Origin of the sequence: Ameyamaea chiangmaiensis (genome assembly GCF_013376175.1) — a bacterium.
Classification (GTDB): Bacteria; Pseudomonadota; Alphaproteobacteria; order Acetobacterales; family Acetobacteraceae; genus Ameyamaea; species Ameyamaea chiangmaiensis.
In genome coordinates this window covers 1-19,564 of record NZ_JABXXR010000044.1, presented here as the reverse complement: position 1 = coordinate 19,564, position 19,564 = coordinate 1, and the positions used below count along the sequence as shown (strand labels likewise).

The window sequence follows — 19,564 nt, the reverse complement described above, 5'->3', positions numbered from 1 at the left end:
CGGTGGCCGGGACGCTGTCGGGCTGGGACGCGGCGCTGCGCTTGAGTGAAAGCGTGCGTCCCGCGCTGCCGCTGGCGCGCCTGTTACGCGACGCCATCCATCATGCGCGGGCAGGCAGCGTCGTGACCGCCGGCCACGCGCGGCTGGCACGGGACAAGGCTTCCGAACTTGCGCATGTGCCCGGTTATGCCGCCCTGTTCATGCCGGATGGACATCCCCTGCGTGAGGGGGATGTGTTCCGCAATCCGATGCTTGCACGGACCCTCGAGCGACTGGCGCGGGATGGGCTAGCCGATTTTTATGACGGTGCCGTTCTGGCCGATGTCGTGGCTGATCTGGCCGCCGTGGGCAGCCCGCTGGTCGAGGGTGATTTCACCACCCATGGCGCGCGGGTCGTCCCGGCGCTCGAACTGGCGATCAGTGGTGCGCGGCTGTTCAACGCGCCGCCGCCCACGCAGGGCCTCGCGTCGCTGCTGATTCTGGGCATCGCGGACCGACTGGCCAAAGGGCAGGGCGAGGACTTCACCCATATTCATGCCCTGGTCGAAGCGACCAAGCAGGCGTTTGCGGTCCGGGACGCCGACGTTGGTGACCCAGCGTTCATGCAGACGCCGGCGCAGGCCATTCTGAACGACCCCGCGGTGATCGACGGCATGGCGGCCAACATCGACATGGCCCGCGCCGCGCCGTGGCCGCAGCGTGATCATCCCGGCGACACGGTCTGGCTGGGCGCGATCGACAGTGACGGTCTCGCGGTGTCGATGATCCAGAGCACGTATTTCGAATTCGGGTCGGGGGTCGTTCTGCCCCGGACCGGTATCGTGTGGCAGAACCGGGGCGCGAGTTTTCGTCTGGTGGATGAGGGTTGGAACGCCCTGCGGCCGGGGCGCCAGCCGTTTCACACGCTCAATCCCGCCGGGGCCCGGCTGAAGGACGGGCGCGTGATGGTCTATGGCACCATGGGCGGGGAGGGGCAGCCGCAGACGCAGGCGGCGCTGTTCTCCCGTTATGTCTGGCATGGCATGGGCTTGCAGGATGCGGTCACCGCGCCGCGCTGGCTGCTTGGCCGCACATGGGGGCAGGACAGCATTTCCTTGAAGTATGAGGATCGTTTCGCGCCGGACGTCATCACGCAATTGCAGGCCGCGGGACACGCGATGGAGCGCGTGGCGCCGTTCACATCCCTGATGGGCCATGCGGGTGCGGTCGTGCGGCATGCCAGCGGCGTTCTGGAAGGTGCGACCGACCCGCGCAGTGACGGGAGTGTGGCGGCATGGTAGAGGGCACCTATCCACGGGACATGGTGGGCTATGGCGCGCATCCGCCCGATCCGCGCTGGCCGGGCGCGGCACGGGTCGCCGTCCAGTTCGTCCTGAATTACGAAGAAGGTGCCGAGAACGCGGTCCTGCACGGAGATGCAGGGTCGGAGGCGTTTCTGTCGGAGATGATTGGCGCGCGGTCTGTGTCGGGCGCGCGGGCCATGGCGATGGAAAGTCTGTACGAATATGGCGCGCGGTCCGGTTTCTGGCGGCTCCATCGGCTGTTTGTCGAACGCGGCCTGCCGCTGACGGTCTTCGGTGTCGCGCAGGCGATGGCCCGCAACCCCGACGCCGTTGCGGCCATGCAGGGGGCGGGGTGGGAAATCGCCTCGCACGGTCTGCGCTGGATCGATTATCAGGACGTGCCTGAAGCCGTCGAGGTCGCCCACATCCGCGACGCGATCGCCCTGCACACACGTCTGACGGGCGCGCGTCCCCTGGGCTGGTATCAGGGGCGGACCAGCCCCAACACCGCGCGCCTCGTGGCGCAGGAGGGCGGCTTCGTCTACGACGCGGACTCCTATGCCGACGACTTGCCGTATTACGATCGCCGGCATGGTCGCGCGCAGTTGGTCGTGCCCTACACGCTCGACGCCAATGACATGCGGTTCGTCGCGATCAACGGTTTTACCGAAGGCGAGCAGTTTTTCCGCTATCTGCGCGATACGTTCGACGCTTTGTACGAAGAGGGTGCGTCGGCACCCAAAATGATGTCGGTCGGGCTTCATTGCCGTGTGGCCGGACGTCCGGGAAGGGCGCGGGCGGTCGCGCGCTTCCTCGATCATATTCGCGGCCACGATCGCGTCTGGGTCGCGCGTCGCATCGACATCGCGCGCCACTGGCTGGCGGAGCATCCCCCATGACGGCGATGGACAAAGTCAACGCGCTCGGCCCGGAGGCCTTCATTGACGCGTTCGGCACCTTGTATGAGCACTCGCCGTGGGTGGCCGAGGGGGCTGCGTCCGCAAGACCGTTTTCCGATGCCGAGGCGATGATCGCCGCGATGAACGATGTGGTGGCACAGGCGGGGGAGGCGGCACAACGCGCGCTGGTGCGTGCGCATCCGGAACTGGCGCGCCGGGTGGGTGTGGACCCCGATCTTACGCAGGCCTCCCGCGAGGAGCAGCGATCGGCGGGTCTGGATCGTTTGTTGCCCGAGGAATTCGCGCGTTTTTCGGCGCTCAACGCCGCTTATCGCGAAAAATTCGACATGCCGTTCGTGATCTGCGTGCGTCTGACCGACAAGGCGGGTATCCTCGTGGCCATGGAGCATCGCCTGACCCTGTCGCCGGTGCAGGAACTGCATACAGCGCTTGAGCAGATTGGCCATATCGCCGGGCTGCGTCTGAAGGATCATCTCTCAACGGTGGGGGTGTGATGGCGACGTTGTCGACGCATGTGCTCGATCTTGTCGCGGGCGTTCCGGCCCGGGGCGTGCGGCTCTGGCTTCACGGCGACGGCGGACAGTTGTTTGACGGTGAGACGAATGCCGATGGGCGTTGTCCGGAGCTTGCACGGATTGCCTCTCTCGCGGCGGGTCGGTATCGGCTGGAGTTCGCCGTCGCGCCCTATTTCCAGGCGCGCGGCGTTGTGCTTGACGATCCGCCGTTTCTTGAGATCGTGCCGATCTGTTTCGGTATTGCCGAGGGTGGGCGTGCCCATTACCACGTTCCCTTGCTGGTTTCGCCTTATGGTTTTTCGACGTATCGGGGCTCCTGAGGCGGCAGCGGTCGCGCTGCTGCTGGTGACAGGCGTTGCGATCGATGGCCGTGCCCGGGCTGCCGCAGTGGCCCTGTCGCCTCGGGCGGAACTGGGGAAGGCGTTGTTCCGCGATCCAGTCCTGTCGGCATCGGGGCGCATGTCGTGCGCGTCGTGTCATGACCCCGCCAATCACTATGCGCCCAGCAACGATTTCGCAGTGCAGCGCGGGGGGCTAGACGGCCATCTGTCGGGTGTCCGGGCGGTTCCGACCCTGACCTACAAGGACGAGGTCCCGGATTTTGACATTGCTCTGGAAAATCCTGATGGATCGCAAAGCGCCCCCGGTGGGGGCCATGACTGGGACGGTCGCAAACCTGATATCGCCGCGCAGTCCCTGGTCCCGCTTCTGCAATCGTTTGAAATGGCGAACAAGGATGCCGCGGAACTCGTCGACCGTGTCCGGGGGATACCACGCTATCGGGATCGTTTCACGGCGGTTTTCGGTGCCGATATTTTTGGCCGTACGGACAGGGCGTTCGGTGCGATTGGTCTGGCGCTTCAGGCATATCAGCATGAGGATGCGAGTTTCCATGCTTATACCAGCCAGTATGATTACTACACGCGCGGCCTTGCGACGTTGACGCCGGCGCAGGCACGCGGCATGGCCCTGTTCAATGACCCCGAGCGCGCGAATTGCGCCGCCTGTCACACCGCCGGGGTCGGGCCGGGCGCGGGGGGCAGCATGTCGTCGGGCCAGTTTACCGATTTCTTCTTCCGTGCCCTTGGCGTGCCCCGTAACGACACGATCGATTATCGGCCCTATGGTGGCTACGACATGGGGTTGTGCGGTCCGCTGCGCACTGATCTGACCCCGGCACGGGCAGCGGGAAACGCACAGTTTTGCGGCCTGTTCATCACGCCGACGCTACGGAACGTGGCAAGCCGACACGTGTTTTTTCACAATGGACGCTTTACCCGGCTACGGGATGCGGTGGCGTTTTACTTCACGCGCGATATCACGCCGCGTCGCTGGTACGCAAAGGCGCCGCGCTATAACGATCTGCCGCCGGCGTTGCGCACCAATGTCGATCACGCCGACATGCCGTTCACGAACCAGAAACCGGGTGCCCGCCCGGTGGCGAACGACCGCGACATCGATGATATCGTGGCCTTTCTCGGCACGCTGACGGATGGCTACGACGTCAAACGTCAGCGTTACGACACGTCCACGCCCGGGGACGGAGCGCGCGACCGATAGCGCGTCTGCCCCCGGCGCCCAACCCAGAGCAGGATCGGCATCGCGGCGCGCAGCAGGCACGGCATCGCAAGGCACAGATTGGCAAACACGCCGTCGCTGCGGCTGGGGAACGTCTCGGTTCGGGGATGGGTGCACAGGCGGGCAATGCGGCGCGCCATGGCATCTGCGCTGACGGGTGGGCTGACGAAATTCAGTATCGAGCCGCCCTCGGACATTTCGCGCGCGAACATGGGCGTTTCGACCGCGCCGGGAAAGATCGAGGAGACGCGAATGGCGCGCGGCCGGAGTTCGGCGCCCAGAGACAGGGCGAGCGCGCGCAGGCCGAATTTCGTCGCGCTGTAGAGTCCGGCGCCGGGTAGGGCGAGTGCGCCAGCCATCGAGTTGACGAACACGATGTGCGCGCCGGCCGGCATGAGCGGCAGCAGCCCGGTGGTCAGCACGGCGGGCGCGGTCAGGTTGATGGCGATTTCGTGCTCGACCTGCTCTGCCTTGAGCGCGGCCACGGTGGAGGGATGAATCACCCCGGCGCAGTGAACCAGCAGATGCACCGGCCGCTCCCATGCCCTGATGATGGCGCAGGCGGCATCGATGCTGGCCACTGCCGACAGGTCTGCGTCGACGCGGAGGACACCGGCCTCGTCGAACGGCGTTTCGGGCCGCACGAAGGCCGCGATCTCGAACCCGGCGGCTTTCAGATGCGGTATCAGGGCGCGGCCGATCCCGCCGGACGCACCGGTAAGAACCGCCAGACGTGCGGTCGATGTGCTGGAGCGGGACGAAAAGGGCATGCGCAGCACCTAGACAGGAAAACGGTGCAGGAGGAAGGCGACAATGCAGTGGGCCTGTCAACCCGCGGCGGTGTGGCTTAGGGTCTCGGTGGCCGAGGTCCGGCAGCACAACCTCTGTGCGTTCGCATACTCGGCGTGCACGGGAGGGACGAGTGTTCGGATGCCCCGGATCAGTGTCCCTCCAGGCCGTGTTTCCAGCGATTGCCGCCCGCCGCTTTCGTGGCCCGCAGGGCGAGGCGCGCGCGTTCAAACATGGACTCCAGTGGCTCGTGGCTGTCCGGCGCGCGTGTCGAAAAGCCGATCGACAGGTTCAGCCTGTGCGCGGTGTCGAGCATCATCGGCAGACCGTGACGGCAGATCTGATCGGCCCGTTCGGAGACGGTGAACTGGTCGGCCGTCTCCAGCCAGATGGCGACGGTGTCACCCCCGACGCGTCCCAGCACATCGGCCGGACGTACGATCTCGCGCAGGATGCGGATCAGTTCCCGAAGGGCAAGGTCTCCGGCATCGAGACCGTTGGCCTCGTTGAACGCACCTAACCCGTCCACCGCGACCAGCATAAGGGTGGCGGGGAGATGGCGCTGGTCAAGGCGCGGCAGGGTGCGGCTGACATATTCAATGAAGCCTCGTTCGTTCAGCGCACCGGTCAGGACGTCAAAGCGCGCGTCGTTGAGTAACTCGGTCACGACGAGATCGAGTTCCAGCACGGTCGCGATTACGGACAGGGCCGAAAAGGCGACCAACGCCACGGTTTCGTCCCAAACGCCCCGCTCGGGGCGTTGCAGCCGGAGTTCGAGTGTTCCCGCGCACCGCACGCGCAGGCGCACGATGATAAGGCTGCCGTGCGGGTCCTCGGCCAGAACGGCGTGTTCGTTTCGAAACCGCGTACTCTCCGAGGTGATGCGCGGGGTGGCCTGTCCCGCCTCGCCCGTCTGTTCCAGGATCGTGTTCGGGTGGTGGAGCGGGGCTTCCGCGCCATTTGGCTCCGGCGATTCTGTGAAATCGGGTTCGTTACGCAGGCTGGCGAAGGTTGCCCCCAGCGTTGTTGCCAGCGTGCGCAGCGCGGGTTCGATACCGCGACGCGGCAGAAGCGCGCCGCGCATGCAACCGCCGATCTGCGTCAGCATGCGCGCGTGTGTCAGGCTTGCGGACTGTGCTGCGGGGGCGTCCGGAAGAAGGACCATGATGCCACGATTACCCTGCTGCACACCGGCGGCGTCCCTGAACGGTGTGACGCTCAGCATGGCACGGCAGGTGTGTCCGTCCGCGTCCCGGCAGCGAACAAGCTGGCGTGGTGCCGGGCGCCGTGTCTGCATCATGGCCGCGGCGACAGGCTGATCGGGTGCCAGCAGGATCTGCGCGGCGGACAGCCCCTGTACCGCCTGCTGCCGGTGGCCGAGCGCACCGTCCGGCTCGATCCGCGACAGCCGGCCACCGCGATCGGTCTCGAACACGAGATCGGCGATACCGACGGCAAGCCGATGCCAGCCATCGCCGGTTGTCGGGGCCACGGGGGCGGGGGAGAACGCGGTTGTCGGTGAAGGGCCGGTCATGTGATGGGGTTAGGCCCAATTGGTTGCCGAACGATTAATCAGCGGGACGATCGCGCGTATTTCCGCATGGAGCTCTGCGTTGACATGCGGGGCCGCCGTGCCCATGGTCCGGCAGTGTCCGCGCGTGTCGTGGATCACCTGTCATTTTACGCCGTGAGCCCGCGCTGCCGCGTCTCCCTCCGTCCAAGGACTTCGCACTTTCATGACCGACGATATTCTCCGCGCCCGGATCAATGCTGTGTGGGAGCGCCGCGCGGAACTGTCACCCGCCACGAAAGGCGACGATCGTGCCGCCGTGGATGCGGCGCTGGCGGCGCTCGATTCGGGGCGACTGCGCGTGGCATCGCCGACCGAGGCGGGGTGGGTGGTCAACGAATGGCTGAAGAAGGCGGTGCTGATGTCGTTCCGTCTGTCTGACAGCGCGCCGATCGCAGGCGCGGCGGCCGGTGCGCCGGCCTACGACAAGGTGCCGCTGAAGTTCGCCGACTGGGGCCAGTCGCAGTTCGAGGCCGCCGGCAGCCGCGTCGTGCCCGGCGCCGTCGTCCGCTATTCCGCGCACATCGAGCCGGGCGTGGTGCTGATGCCCAGCTTCGTCAACCTGGGCGCGTATGTCGCGTCGGGAACGATGATCGACACGTGGTCCACGGTCGGGTCATGCGCACAGATCGGCCGCAACTGTCACATCAGCGGCGGCGTCGGCATCGGCGGGGTGCTGGAGCCTTTGCAGGCCGCACCCGTCATCATCGAGGACGACTGCTTCATCGGCGCGCGATCCGAGGTTGCCGAAGGTGTGGTCGTCGAGCGCGGATCGGTGCTGTCGATGGGCGTGTTCCTCGGTGCCTCGACCAAGATCATCGACCGGGAGACGGGCGAAGTGTTTGTCGGCCGTGTGCCGGCCTATTCCGTGGTCATCCCCGGCACGCTGCCGTCGACGCGCACGCTGCCGGACGGGTCCCCGGCGCCGTCCCTCGCGTGTGCGGTGATCGTCAAGCGCGTGGACGAGCGCACGCGTTCGAAGACGTCCATCAACGAACTGCTGCGCGACTGAGGAATGGCAGACGCCATGTCCTCGTTGTCCGTCGCGGTCGAACTGGCGCGTGCGCTGATCCGCAACGCGTCGGTGACGCCGGATCGTTCCGGTGCACAGGGGCTGCTGGCCGATCGACTGGCGGCGTCGGGGTTCGAGGTGTTCGCCCTGCCATTCGGCGAGGGCGAGGCTTTGACGCCTAACCTGTTTGCGCGTCTGGGTCGCGGCGCGCCCCATCTGTGCTTTGCCGGTCACACGGATGTCGTGCCCCCCGGCGATGCGGCTTGGAGCACCGGTCCATTCGACGGCACGGTGCGCGACGGACGTGTGTACGGCCGGGGTGCGTGTGACATGAAAGGCGGCATCGCGGCCTTTGTCGCCGCCGCCGAGGCCTATCTGTCCCGCCATGGGACACCGCGCGGTTCCATCAGTCTGCTGCTGACCGGGGACGAGGAAGGGCCGGCGCGTTTTGGCACCGTCAAGGTGCTGGAATGGATGGCCGCGCACGGCCACATCCCCGATTTTTGCGTAGTGGGCGAGCCCACCAACCCCACGTGCATGGGGGACATGATCAAGGTCGGCCGGCGGGGCAGCATCAATCTGCGGATCGAGGTCGAGGGTGTTCAGGGGCACGTGGCCTATCCGGACCGGGCCGACAACCCGGTGCACCGGCTGCTGGCCATCCTCGGCGCGCTGACCGCGCGTCCATTGGACGACGGCACACCGTGGTTCCAGCCGTCCTCGCTGCAGGTGACCAGCGTTGATGTCGGGAACACAGCCACCAACGTCATCCCCTCCTGCGCCAGCGCGGCGGTCAACATCCGCTTCAACGACCTGCACACCGGCGCGTCGCTCGCCGGATGGGTCGAGACGGTATGCCGCCAGTACGCGCCCCGCGCGCGCGTCGAGAGCCGCATCAGCGGCGAGGCGTTTCGGACTGAGGCGGGCGCGGAGGTCGGCCTTCTTGCCGACGCGGTCGAGCGTGTGACCGGGCGCCGTCCCGCACTGGACACCGGCGGGGGTACGTCGGACGCGCGCTTTGTTGCGCAATACTGCGCGGTGGCGGAATTCGGTCTGGTGGGTGCAAGCATGCACAAGGCGGACGAACACGTCGCCATTGAGGATCTGGTTGCGTTGACCGCGATCTACGACGATTTTCTCGAAAGGCTCATGGCGTGATGGCGGGCAGGAATTCCGGGCGCTCCGGTGGCCCGCGCGGCGGGGTAGGCGATATCGTGCGCGGCATGATGCTGCTGGGCCGTGGCAGTGCCTCCGGCATGGGGTTTTTCGGCGGGACGGTCGACGCCTTCCTCAATGCGCTGGCGCCGCAGCTGGCGTGGCAGATCGTCATTTCCGTTCTGATGCTGGCGCAGTCGCCAGGCGCGATGAACCTGACGAAGGCGCTGCTGCTGCTGTGTGGCGTGCTTCTGCCGCCTGTCGTCACCCACCGGCTTGCGGTTCTGTGGGGGCGCGAGGACCGGTGGCTGCGCTATGCCACCGCGTCTCTGTGGTGTGACTGGCTGACGCTGTTCGTGTTCGTGGTGGCGTTGATGCTGTGTCTGGCGCTTTTGTCGAGCCTGATGGCCCCGGCATTGGTGATCGGCATTATCATCGCGTCCAAGACCTATGAATTCTGGCTACGCTGGTTCGTTGCCAGAACGGGCCTTGGTCTGGGGGGTTGGCAATCGCTGACGCTCGTTCTGAGCGTGCTGTTCGCCCTTCTTGCGCTCGACGCCCTGGCGCTGCTGCTGCCGCCGCACTATGACGCCTGGCATGATCTGCTGACGTCGCTTCAACGTCGGGGCCGTTGAGGCTGAGCGCCATGCGGGGTGGCACCGCGTCCGATTGGCGAGCGGCGCCTTTGCTCGACCGAGTGGGGCAATGGGCCACCCTGTGTCTGCCGCTGTTCCTGACGCATTGGCGCGGTGTTGCGGAAGGCCTGATCGACGGCCTGGCGGTCGTTTTTCTGCTGCGATCGGCGATGCTGGGCGACTGGTGGTGGAGCCGGTCGCCGTGGTTCGCGGCGTCCGTGCTCTGGTGGGTCTGGACCGTGCTGTGCAGCCTGCCGTTCGCGGGGATGGGTACCGGCGGAGAGTCGTTCCTGCAGGCCGTGATGCTGGTACGGTTTCCGGTGATGGTCGCCGCCCTGTCGTGCTGGACCTTGCGTGATGCGCGCATGCGGCGGTGGATGGCCGTGATCGTGTCGGGATGCGCGGTGTATATCGCACTACAGATCGTGTTTCAGGCGGTTGCCGGGTTCAACATGTTCGGCGACGTGCCGCCGCCGGACGGCACCCTGACCGGCCCCTATCGCGAGCCCCGGGCGGCCGCCCCCCTCTCGCGGCTGTTGCCCCCCGTGGCGTTTCTGGCCTGTGCCCTGATCCGCGCGCGCGTGCATCGCGCGGCGCCCCGCTGGATGGCCACGGCGGCCGTGCTTCTTGCCGGATGCGGCGTCATGGTACTGGCGGGACAACGCATGCCGTTGCTGCTGACCGGGATGGGGTTGCTGGCCGGCGCCTTGATCCTGCGCGAATTGCGTGGTCCGGCACTGGGGGTGCTGGCCTGCGTGCCGTTGCTGGTCGGTGCCCTGTCGGTTGCGCGGCCAGCCGCCTTTTTCCATCTGGTGATGAAGTTTCGTGCGCAGATGTCCGACTTCGCGGCATCGCATTACGGCCTGATTTACGATCGGGTGCTGGTCATGGCGGGGGCAAATCCGCTGACCGGCCTTGGCTTCGATGCGTTCCGCTACTTCTGCGCCGACCCGAGGTTCTTCGCGCCGGGCCCGTTCGGCACACGGCCGGACGGGGGCGGCGCCGGGATCTGCGTGCAGCATGCCCATAATCACTACCTGCAGGCGTTAAGCGATTCCGGCGTACCGGGCCTGATCCTGTTCGCGGCGATGGTGGCCGCCTGGCTTACGACGCTGGCGCGCGGTCTGGGGGACGGACGGCAGGCGGCGACAACGCGCGCATGGCGGGTCGGACTGTTCGTCGCGGTTCTGATCCAGGAGTGGCCGCTGGCCTCGTCCTCCGCGTTCACCAACATGCCGCTGGGTGGATGGGCGTTCATGCTGCTGGGGCTGGGACTGGGCGAGTATAATGCCTATATGGCTGCGCAGGCCGAGCAGACGGAGGGAAGAGAACATGTCCGAGACCATCGCTGAAACGCAAGCCCGGGGGGCAGGCGCTCTGGTTCCGGTGACGGTGCTGACCGGCTTTCTGGGGGCGGGCAAGACGACGCTGCTCAATCATATCCTGACCGCCGAACACGGCCGTACCTACGCCGTCGTGATCAACGAGTTCGGCGAGCTTGGCGTGGACAACGACTTGGTCGTCGATGCGGACGAGGAAGTGTTCGAGATGAACAACGGGTGCATCTGCTGCACCGTGCGGGGCGACCTGATCCGTATTCTGGGCAGCCTGATGAAGCGGCGCGGCCGTTTCGACGGCATCATCGTCGAGACGACCGGCCTGGCCGACCCGGCCCCCGTCGCGCAGACGTTTTTCGTCGATGAGGACGTGCGTGCGAAGACCCGCCTCGATGCCGTGGTCACCGTCGTCGACGCATGCAACGTCCTGACCACCCTGGCCGAAAGCCCCGAGGCGACGAACCAGATCGCCTTTGCTGACGTGATCATCCTCAACAAGACCGATCTGGTCGATGAGGCCGGACTTGAGGCGATCGAGGCCCGGATCCGGCGCATCAACGCAAACGCGCCGGTTCATCGAGCGCAGCGGGGCAATGTGCAACTGACCGATATTCTCGACCAGGGCGGTTTCGATCTGGAGCGTGCCCTGGCCCGCGTGCCCGATTTCCTCGAGGACAGCAGCCATGAGCATGACGACGACGTCAGCAGTGTGTCGTTCACCGTGTCGGAACCGCTCGACGCCGCGCGTTTTCAGGCCTGGATCGGCGCGCTGCTGCAGGAGCAGGGGGCGGATATCCTGCGTGCCAAGGGCATCCTGAACTACGCGGGCGAGGACCGCCGCTTTGCGTTTCAGGCGGTTCACATGATGGCTGACGGCGACTTTATCGGGCCGTGGAAAGAAGGCGAGCCGCGGGAATCGCGGCTGGTGCTGATCGGGCGCAAGCTCAACCGCCCGCGCCTGCGTCGTGGCTTCGAGAGCTGCCGCGCCGGATGAGCGACATGACGATGGAGAGTGGCATCCTCGCCGAACGGGGTGCCGAGCGGCAGTTGGGCGAGCATGTGATCGGCTGTGCGATCGCGCGCGACGGGCGCATGGCGGCCTTTGCCACCGCGGCCGGCGACGTGACGCTCGTGGCCCGGACGGCTGGCAACGACGCTGACTGGACGACTGTGCCGGTCCATGACGGCGCGGTTCTGTCGATCGCGGCCGACGCGGCACCGACGGGCTTTCTGACCGGCGGTGACGACAATGCCCTGCGCCGGGTGGCGGCAGACGGCACGGTGACGCAGATCGCGCGTGGTCGTCGCTGGGTCGAACATGTGCAGGCCTGGGTCAACGCGAAGGGCGAGGCGAAGTCGGGCCTTATCCTGTCCGCGTCGGGCAAGCAGGTCGAACTGCGCGATGGTTCCGGCGAGCGTGTCCTGAAGGTGCTGGAGCACCCGTCCACGGTCAGTGGCGTTGTCTTCGACGCCAAGGGCAAGCGGATCGCGGCGTCGCACTACAACGGTGCGTCGCTGTGGTTCGTCAACGCGAAGGTCGACACCCCGCGTGAGCTGGTGTGGAAGGGCAGTCATATCGGCGTCGTCCTTCATCCGGAGGGCGAGGCGCTTGTCTCGTCGATGCAGGAGAACGACCTGCACGGCTGGCGTCTGTCGGACGGCCACAACATGCGCATGAGTGGTTATCCGCAGAAAGTGCGCTCCATGGCGTTCTCGCGCGGTGGCAAATGGCTCGTGACGTCGGGCGCCGATGCCGTGGTGCTGTGGCCGTTTACCGGCGGCGGTCCGATGGGCAAGGCTCCGACGGAGCTCGCGCGGGTGGATGGTGTGTTCTGCACGCGCGTGGCGTGCCATCCGCAGCATGATCTGGTGGCAGCGGGTTATGACAATGGCATGGTGGTGCTGGCCGAAATCGGCTCTCAACGGGTGTTGCCGATTTGCGAGCCCGGGCGCGGGGCCGTGACGTCGCTGTGTTTCAGCCTCGACGGCGGATGGCTGGCCTTCGGCACCGAAGGCGGGACGGCGGCGGTGGTCGACCTCAGCGCGCGCTGAGATCGACGCCGGTCTCAGGCCGCCTTGCTGTCCGGCTCGGGCAGGGGGGGCGCGGGGGGAATGGGTCGCGGCGGTTCGGCGGCCGACAGGAAGCGGTCGGCCAGCGAACCGTAGAGCGGGTGCGGGCAAATGGTGCGCGACACGCCGAAGGCCAGAAAGGACGTGGCCAGAAGCGCCAGCGTTACCTGCTGGTTGTCGCACATTTCCATTACGATGACCGTGGCGGTCAGCGGCGCCTGCACCACGGCCGAGAAATAGGCCACGGTGCCCAAAAGCACTACCGCGCCGGGAACGGTGTGCGGCAGGAAATGCTCGATCCAGCCTCCGATCCCCGCCCCCACGGCCAAGGACGGCGCGAAGATGCCGCCGGGAATGCCGGAGCAGTAAGAAATGACGGTCGCCACGAACTTCAGCACGAAGAACGTCGCCGAATAATGCACTTCGCCCGAGATGATCTCCCGCGCCTCGATATAGCCCGTGCCATAGGTCATGCCGCCCGAGGCAAGGCCGAGAATGGCCAAGGCAAGACCGCAGAGGGCCGCGAAGCCGACAGGATGATCCATGACGAACTTGCCCACGCGCCCAGGCAGGCCGGCCGAGACCCGGATCAGCAGGGACGAGAAGCACCCGCCCGCCACGCCGCCGATCAGCCCGCAGGTCAACACGGCCATCCAGCTGATGCCGATCGGCACATCGACATCGGTGTGGCCGAAGTAGGTGTAGTTGCCGACCAGCGCGATGGCGGTGACACCCGACAGAATGACGCCGGTCAGAACCGTGCCCGACGTGCGTTGCTCAAACGAATGGGCGAGTTCCTCGATCGCGAAGACGATGCCGCCGAGCGGCGTGTTGAACGCGGCCGACACACCGGCCGCCCCGCCGGCGAGGATCAGGCTGCGGTGGGCGCGCAGGTCGCCGAGCTTGAGCACGCGGCGCCCGAAGGCATGCATGATGGCGGCGCCGACCTGTACCGACGGCCCTTCGCGGCCGATGGAAGCGCCGCAGAACAGGCCGAGCAGGGTCAGCATGAACTTGGCAGCGGCGATCCGCAGGGACAGCACACGGTTGATCGTCTCGATACGTTCGAAATGAAGGCAGGCGATCGCCTGGGGGATGCCGCTGCCCTGCGCGCCGCGAAACCAGGTGCGGGTTACCCAGGTGATCAGGGCGAGGCCCGCCGGCGTCAGCGCGAGCATCACCCACGGATCCCAGTCCACCAGCCGGTGGCGCAGTTCCATCGCCTTGTCGGCGGCCAGTGCGAAGCACACCGACACCACGCCGACGATGACGGCGGCCGCCCAGTACGTCAGCGTACGGCGCCAGTGCGTCGTCTTCACACGGGCTGAGCGGCGCAGGTGTCGAATACGGTGCGGAGTCTTCAGGGTGCTGATGTCGGGTCGCATGCTCGAGCTTCGCGGGGTTTCATCTTCATCTAGCGTGGGTGGGGCCCAATGTTCCATCCCTGTTATGCCCCGAGCCCTCGGCGGTGGGTAAGCCTGCCCTGCGCCCCGCTCCGAGGTCAGGCAAGGACGATGACGCCGCGGTGCTTGGCCTTGCGGTCGGGTTCGACATGGATGTGGATCAGGGCGTTGCCGATATCGCGACGCAGGGCGGCCTCGATCCGGTCGCAGATCCCGTGGCTTTCCTCCACACTCATGGTGCCCGGCACCACGAGGTGGAACTCGATGAAGGCCATGGCGCCGACGATCCGCACGCGCAGGTCGTGCGCCTCGATCGCGCCGCGTGCGCTGGTGGCGATGATCGACCGGATTTCGCTCTGGGTCGCGACGTCGGGTGCTGCGTCCATCAGTCCGGAGACCGAGGCCTTGACCATCCCATACCCGACACGCAGCACATTCAGCGCCACGACCGACGACAGCACGGCGTCAAGACGCGCCCAGTGCGTGATGGGCATCAGCGCGACACCGGCCAGCAGGGCAAGGGACGTCCACACGTCCGACAGGATGTGCGCGCCAGCGGCGCTCAGGGCGGGGGAGCGCTGACGCCGTCCGGCGCGGATGACGATCACGGCCCAGAGCAGGTTGATCACGCCGCCGGCGAGGTTGAAGGCGATACCGTGCCATGGGGCATCGGGCAGGCGCGGCGCGCGCCACGCCTCGAAGGCCTCGCGCCCGATGACCAGCGCGGTGATGATCACCATGACGCCTTCGGCCACCGCCGACAGGTATTCGGCTTTGTGATGGCCATAGGTGTGGTTTTCATCCGGTGGCCGGCTGGCGACGGTCAGGGCCCAGAGACCGGTGATCGCCGCGACCACGTTCATGATCGTCTCGATCGCGTCCGACAGCAAGGCGATGGACCCCGTGACACGCCAGGCGAGGTATTTCAGGCCGAGCACCAGAAGACTGGCGACCAGGCTACCCCAGGCGATCGCGTTCTTGTCGAGACCGTCGAGAAAGCGGCTGGTGGGCATGGTCAGACGGCATCCGGGGGCGATAGCGCGCAGGCCGCCGCGCAGGCCACGCTTTCGACCTGCAAGGTGGCGTGCCCGATGCGAAAACGCTGGGCGAGCATGCCGCTGGCGGCTGCCAGCACCGCGTCGTCATCGCCCGCGCCGGTGCGGACCAGATGGGCGGTCAGGGCGGTCTCGGTCGTGCTCAGGGGCCAGATATGAAGGTCGTGCAGATCCGCGACACCGGGGAGGGCGCGCAGGCTGTCGGCGACGGCCGCCGGATCGACGCCTTTCGGCACTCCGTCCAGGGCCAGATCGAGCGAACGGCGGAGCAGCGACCATGTCGCCACCACGATCGCGACCGAGACGACGATGCTCGCCGCCGGGTCGAGCCATGTCCATCCCGTGGCCCAGATCAGGCCGCCCGCGGCGACGACGACCAGCGACATTACGGCGTCGGACATCATGTGGGCGAAGGCGCCGGCCACGTTCAGATCCTCTTTCGCGCCGGCCGCGAACAGCAGTGCCGTGCCACCGTTCACCACGATTCCGAGTGCCGCGACGATCATCACGACTGTGCCGCCCGTGGCGACGGGGTGCAGCAGGTGATCGATGGACTCCAGCACGATCCCGCCCGTCAGCAGCATCAGGACGATGGCGTTGCCCAGCGCCACGAGAATGGACGACTTGCGCAGACCGTAGGTGAAACGCGCGCTGGGCGCGCGCCGCCCCAGCGTCTGGGCGCCCCAGGCCGCTGCGAGCGCCAGGACATCGGACAGGTTGTGCCCGGCGTCAGCCAGCAGGGCGAGCGAATGTCCCCACAGTCCCCACAGTGTTTCCGCCGCAAGATAGGCGGTGTTGAGGGCGATGCCGATGGCGAACGCCGTCGAACTGGACGGGAGGGCGTGAACATGGCCCCCGTGCGCATGGCCATGCCCATGGTCGTGGCCATGATGATGCGCATGGTCGTGCCCGTCGTGGGAATGATGTGCGTCGTGCATCGGGCACCTTGTGTCGAAAACGTGCGTGAATGGGAAGTGGGCCGGGCGTGAACACCCTATCCTACCAAATCCCGCTCGCCTTGCGCGACCGTCCAAACACCGCCTGGCGTGGTCATGACGCTTGACAGCGCGTGCCGGGACGCGCTTGCACGACGACATGATCAGACTGACCGAAATCCGCCTGCCGCTCGACCATGCCCCCGAGGCGCTTCGTGCCGCCGTCTGCGCGCGGCTGGGCGTGGCCGAGGGCGACGTGCAGGCCGTGCAGGTGTTCCGCCGGGGCTACGACGCGCGGCGGCGGGGCGCGATCGAGTTTGTCTATACGCTCGACTGCCGGCTTCCCGACGAGGGCGAAGTTCTGACCCGCCTCGCTGGCAACGCGAAAATCGGCCCCACACCCGATACCACGTATCGACCCGTGTCCAGCCGGGGCAGCGAGGTCGCGGGCGCTCCGGGTTTCGTGCGGCCGGTGGTGATCGGGACGGGCCCGTGCGGCTTTATGGCCGCGCTCATCCTTGCCCAGATGGGTCTGCGCCCCATCGTGCTGGAGCGCGGCAAGCCGGTGCGCGAACGCACGGTGGACACGTTCGCGCTGTGGCGCCGCGGCGAACTGACGCCGGAGAGCAACGTGCAGTTCGGCGAGGGGGGCGCGGGCACGTTCTCGGACGGCAAGCTCTATAGCGGCGTCAGCGATCCCCGCCATTACGGGCGCAAGCTGATGGATGAATTCGTCCGCGCCGGTGCGCCGGAGGAAATCCTGACCGTCTCCAAGCCGCATATCGGCACGTTCAGGCTGGTCTCCATGGTCGAACACATTCGCGCGTCGATCGAGGCATTGGGCGGCGAATACCGGTTCGGCACGCGGGTGGAGGATTTCGTCATTGATCAGGACGTGTCCGGTGCGCGTCGCCTGACCGGGCTTGTGCTGTCGGACGGAACCACCCTCGCGGCCACGCACGCGATCATGGCGGTCGGCCATTCGGCGCGCGACACGTTCGAGGTGCTGCACGCGCGGGGCGTGGCGATGCAGGCCAAGCCGTTCTCGATCGGCGTGCGGATCGAGCATCCCCAGTCGATCATCGACGCGGCGCGGTTCGGACCGCAGGCCGGCCACCCGGCACTAGGGGCCGCGGACTACAAGCTGGTCCACAAGGCCAGCAATGGTCGCGGCGTCTATTCCTTCTGCATGTGTCCGGGCGGCACGGTTGTCGCCGCCACATCGGAGGTGGGGCAGGTCGTCACCAATGGCATGAGCCAGTATTCGCGCGCCGAGCGCAATGCGAACGCCGGGATCGTGGTCGAGGTCACGCCGGAGCGGGATTATCCCGACGGTCCGCTGGCCGGCCTTGCCTTCCAGCGGCACTGGGAACGCCAGGCCTTCGTCGCGGGGGGCGGGTCGTATCACGCGCCGGCGCAAAGGGTCGGCGATTTTCTGGCCGGACGTGCGTCCACCGCGCTCGGCACCGTGGAGCCGTCCTATCGTCCGGGTGTGACGCCCACCGACCTGTCGACCTGTCTGCCGGATTTCGCGGTCGAGGCGATTCGCGAAGCACTTCCGCATTTCGCCCGCAGCCTGAACGGCTTTGCGATGGAGGACGCCGTGATGACCGCCGTAGAGACGCGTACCTCGTCACCCGTGCGCATTCCGCGTGGACCGGACGGGCAAAGCGTGAACACGGCCGGCCTGTATCCGGCCGGGGAGGGCGCCGGATACGCGGGCGGGATCCTATCGGCCGGTATCGACGGCATCCGCATGGCCGAGGCGGTGACGACGGCGCTGTGCGGTGTGGAGGCCACCCTCTGACACCCCCGGCAGCAAAATGAGACATAGTTTGAAACGAATGGTGGCATCGACCGTCTAGATCCTGATGATCGTCGGATCGATCCGAAACTGGGGGAGTGCGTCGATGAAGCGCCGCTTGCTGATGGGACTGGGACTGGGCGGCACGATCGCCGCCGCGGCACGCGCGAAGGCCGCCACGCACGCCGACCCGGCGACGGAGCTTCCGCCCTCGCAAGGTGTCACCATCGATCGCGGTTATGGCCCGATCGGCGATTTCGAGGTCGTGGCGCGTTTCACCGGTCCGGGGCCGTCCGGGATCGTGGTTCTGCCCGACCAGCGGATGTTCGTCGGCTTTCCGCGCCATGCCAACGATCACGATGGCGCCACGCTGGGGGAACTGAAAGACGGTCGGATCGTGCCGTATCCCGATGCGGCGTGGAGCCTGCCGTCCGACCGCGCGCCGGCGCAGCGGCTGATCTCGGTCCATGGCATGACGATGGACCGGCGCGGTCGCCTCTGGCTTATCGATGACGGGAAACGGGCCGGACACCCGATCCCGGAGGGGGCGGCCAAGGTCGTCGGCATCGATCCGGCGACCAACGCGATTTTCAAGACGGTGGTCCTGAAGGCGCCCGTGCTGCTGCCCGACAGCCACATGAACGATCTGCGCATCGACCTGACCCATGGCGCGGAAGGAACGGCGTTCGTGACGGACTCATCGTTCGGCACGTCGCCCGCGCTGGTCGTGGTCGATCTGGCGACGGGGCGGCAGCGCCGGGTTCTGGCCGACCATCCCTCCACCCATGCCGAGCCAGGGTTCATGGCCGTGGTGGAGGGACGCCCGCTGGTCTACGATCCCAAACATCCGACCTTTATCGTGGGTGGAGCCGACGGCATCACCCTCAGCCCGGACAGCCGGACGGTCTATTATTCGGCGCTGACCAGCCGTCGTCTCTACAGCCTGCCAACCGAAACGCTCGCGAATTTTGCACTCGACGACGGGGTGCTGGCCAAAGCCGTGCGTGACGAGGGCGAAAAGGGCGTGGCGGACGGGCTGGCAACCGACGACCAGGGACGCCTCTACACGACCAATTTCGAACACGATGCGATCTTCCGCCGCGAATTGGACGGCACCTTCACCACGATCGTGCGCGACCCCCGAATCCTGTCCCCGGACGGAATCTTCGTCGATGGACGCTATGTGTATTGCACGCTGGGTCAGTGGAACCGCCTTGCCACATTCAATGGTGGTAAGGACATGCGTGTCGAGCCTTACGATTTGATCCGGGTTCCCCTGACGGACGCGGCCACTGCGACCGCCTACGGACCTGCCTCGAAATAAGCTGCAGTTGAACCTTACAAAAAGGACACCGGGTCGATATCGACATCGACCCGTGTGCTGCCGCCGGTCTTCACCATCGACAGCCACCGCCGCACGATCGGCTGCACGGCGATCGTGCGGCGCGCGCGCAACAGCAGACGCCGTCGGTGACGTCCGCGCAGCAGCGCCAGCGGCGCGGG

General features: G+C 66.8%; 19 protein-coding genes. 13 read left to right on the top strand and 6 right to left on the bottom strand.

Translation table 11 applies throughout. From position 1 onward, the window contains the following. From HUK82_RS07725 to HUK82_RS07705, 5 genes are all read left to right on the top strand, one after another. Nucleotides 1-1,280 (top strand): gamma-glutamyltransferase family protein (locus tag HUK82_RS07725; RefSeq protein WP_176613417.1); only part of this gene is annotated, 1,280 nt, incomplete at its 5' end. After that, nucleotides 1,274-2,182: an allantoinase PuuE gene (puuE, locus tag HUK82_RS07720; RefSeq protein WP_176613416.1), complete on the top strand. Its 909-nt coding sequence runs from the start codon at nucleotides 1,274-1,276 to the stop codon at nucleotides 2,180-2,182. The genes HUK82_RS07725 and puuE, both read left to right, overlap by 7 nt. After that, entirely contained in the window at nucleotides 2,179-2,697 is a 519-nt protein-coding gene (gene uraD, locus HUK82_RS07715; protein WP_176613415.1) for a 2-oxo-4-hydroxy-4-carboxy-5-ureidoimidazoline decarboxylase, read from the top strand. Before puuE ends, uraD begins: the two co-directional genes overlap by 4 nt. Beyond that, nucleotides 2,697-3,038: a hydroxyisourate hydrolase gene (gene uraH / locus HUK82_RS07710; RefSeq protein ID WP_176613414.1), complete on the top strand. Its 342-nt coding sequence runs from the start codon at nucleotides 2,697-2,699 to the stop codon at nucleotides 3,036-3,038. Before uraD ends, uraH begins: the two co-directional genes overlap by 1 nt. Continuing rightward, nucleotides 3,010-4,278: a cytochrome-c peroxidase gene (locus tag HUK82_RS07705; RefSeq protein WP_176613413.1), complete on the top strand. Its 1,269-nt coding sequence runs from the start codon at nucleotides 3,010-3,012 to the stop codon at nucleotides 4,276-4,278. The genes uraH and HUK82_RS07705 overlap by 29 nt, the downstream gene beginning before the upstream one ends. Here HUK82_RS07705 and HUK82_RS07700 read toward each other — a convergent pair. Together HUK82_RS07700 and HUK82_RS07695 are read right to left on the bottom strand one after the other, a co-directional pair. After that, complete coding sequence (locus HUK82_RS07700; RefSeq protein WP_176613412.1) at nucleotides 4,236-5,066, bottom strand: SDR family NAD(P)-dependent oxidoreductase; 831 nt, start codon at nucleotides 5,064-5,066, stop codon at nucleotides 4,236-4,238. The genes HUK82_RS07705 and HUK82_RS07700 overlap by 43 nt on opposite strands. 170 nt (nucleotides 5,067-5,236) lie before the next feature. Next, complete coding sequence (locus HUK82_RS07695; RefSeq protein WP_176613411.1) at nucleotides 5,237-6,619, bottom strand: GGDEF domain-containing protein; 1,383 nt, start codon at nucleotides 6,617-6,619, stop codon at nucleotides 5,237-5,239. A gap of 202 nt (nucleotides 6,620-6,821) precedes the next feature. On the opposite strand from HUK82_RS07695, the gene dapD reads away from it, so the two are divergent. Genes dapD through HUK82_RS07665 form a run of 6 tightly spaced genes read left to right on the top strand, consistent with a single transcriptional unit; the run spans nucleotide 6,822 to nucleotide 12,846 of the window. After that, complete coding sequence (gene dapD / locus HUK82_RS07690; protein ID WP_176613410.1) at nucleotides 6,822-7,667, top strand: 2,3,4,5-tetrahydropyridine-2,6-dicarboxylate N-succinyltransferase; 846 nt, start codon at nucleotides 6,822-6,824, stop codon at nucleotides 7,665-7,667. Nucleotides 7,668-7,670: 3 nt separating this feature from the next. After that, entirely contained in the window at nucleotides 7,671-8,825 is a 1,155-nt protein-coding gene (dapE, locus tag HUK82_RS07685; protein WP_176613409.1) for a succinyl-diaminopimelate desuccinylase, read from the top strand. Continuing rightward, on the top strand, nucleotides 8,825-9,457 hold the full coding sequence (locus HUK82_RS07680) for a hypothetical protein (RefSeq protein WP_176613408.1): 633 nt from the start codon (nucleotides 8,825-8,827) through the stop codon (nucleotides 9,455-9,457). The genes dapE and HUK82_RS07680 overlap by 1 nt, the downstream gene beginning before the upstream one ends. Before the next feature lie 11 nt (nucleotides 9,458-9,468). Beyond that, a complete protein-coding gene (locus tag HUK82_RS07675; RefSeq protein ID WP_176613407.1) occupies nucleotides 9,469-10,809 on the top strand; it encodes an O-antigen ligase family protein in 1,341 nt (446 codons plus the stop codon). Then, nucleotides 10,790-11,788 carry a CobW family GTP-binding protein gene (locus HUK82_RS07670; protein ID WP_176613406.1) on the top strand — a complete coding sequence of 333 codons (999 nt, stop codon included), beginning with the start codon at nucleotides 10,790-10,792 and terminating at the stop codon, nucleotides 11,786-11,788. The genes HUK82_RS07675 and HUK82_RS07670 overlap by 20 nt, the downstream gene beginning before the upstream one ends. Next, nucleotides 11,785-12,846, top strand: coding sequence for a WD40 repeat domain-containing protein (locus tag HUK82_RS07665; RefSeq protein ID WP_176613405.1), 1,062 nt, complete (start codon nucleotides 11,785-11,787; stop codon nucleotides 12,844-12,846). Before HUK82_RS07670 ends, HUK82_RS07665 begins: the two co-directional genes overlap by 4 nt. A 14-nt stretch (nucleotides 12,847-12,860) precedes the next feature. Here the strand turns inward: HUK82_RS07665 and HUK82_RS07660 are convergent, their stop codons facing one another. The 3 genes from HUK82_RS07660 to HUK82_RS07650 all read right to left on the bottom strand — a co-directional run bounded on the left by HUK82_RS07660 (nucleotide 12,861) and on the right by HUK82_RS07650 (nucleotide 16,260). Then, complete coding sequence (locus HUK82_RS07660) at nucleotides 12,861-14,249, bottom strand: chloride channel protein (protein WP_176613404.1); 1,389 nt, start codon at nucleotides 14,247-14,249, stop codon at nucleotides 12,861-12,863. 116 nt (nucleotides 14,250-14,365) lie between these two features. Beyond that, nucleotides 14,366-15,280, bottom strand: coding sequence for a cation diffusion facilitator family transporter (locus HUK82_RS07655; protein WP_176613403.1), 915 nt, complete (start codon nucleotides 15,278-15,280; stop codon nucleotides 14,366-14,368). Between the two features lie 2 nt (nucleotides 15,281-15,282). Continuing rightward, entirely contained in the window at nucleotides 15,283-16,260 is a 978-nt protein-coding gene (locus HUK82_RS07650) for a cation diffusion facilitator family transporter (protein WP_176613402.1), read from the bottom strand. 157 nt (nucleotides 16,261-16,417) lie between these two features. Here HUK82_RS07650 and HUK82_RS07645 point away from each other — a divergent pair, with 157 nt between their 5' ends. Both HUK82_RS07645 and HUK82_RS07640 read left to right on the top strand, forming a co-directional pair. Then, nucleotides 16,418-18,064: an NAD(P)/FAD-dependent oxidoreductase gene (locus HUK82_RS07645; RefSeq protein WP_176613401.1), complete on the top strand. Its 1,647-nt coding sequence runs from the start codon at nucleotides 16,418-16,420 to the stop codon at nucleotides 18,062-18,064. Nucleotides 18,065-18,167: 103 nt separating this feature from the next. Then, entirely contained in the window at nucleotides 18,168-19,385 is a 1,218-nt protein-coding gene (locus HUK82_RS07640; RefSeq protein ID WP_176613400.1) for an L-dopachrome tautomerase-related protein, read from the top strand. A 14-nt stretch (nucleotides 19,386-19,399) separates the two neighbouring features. Here HUK82_RS07640 and HUK82_RS07635 read toward each other — a convergent pair. Further along, nucleotides 19,400-19,564, bottom strand: a 165-nt coding sequence (locus HUK82_RS07635) for a hypothetical protein (protein ID WP_176613399.1), incomplete at its 5' end; no start/stop codon positions are given.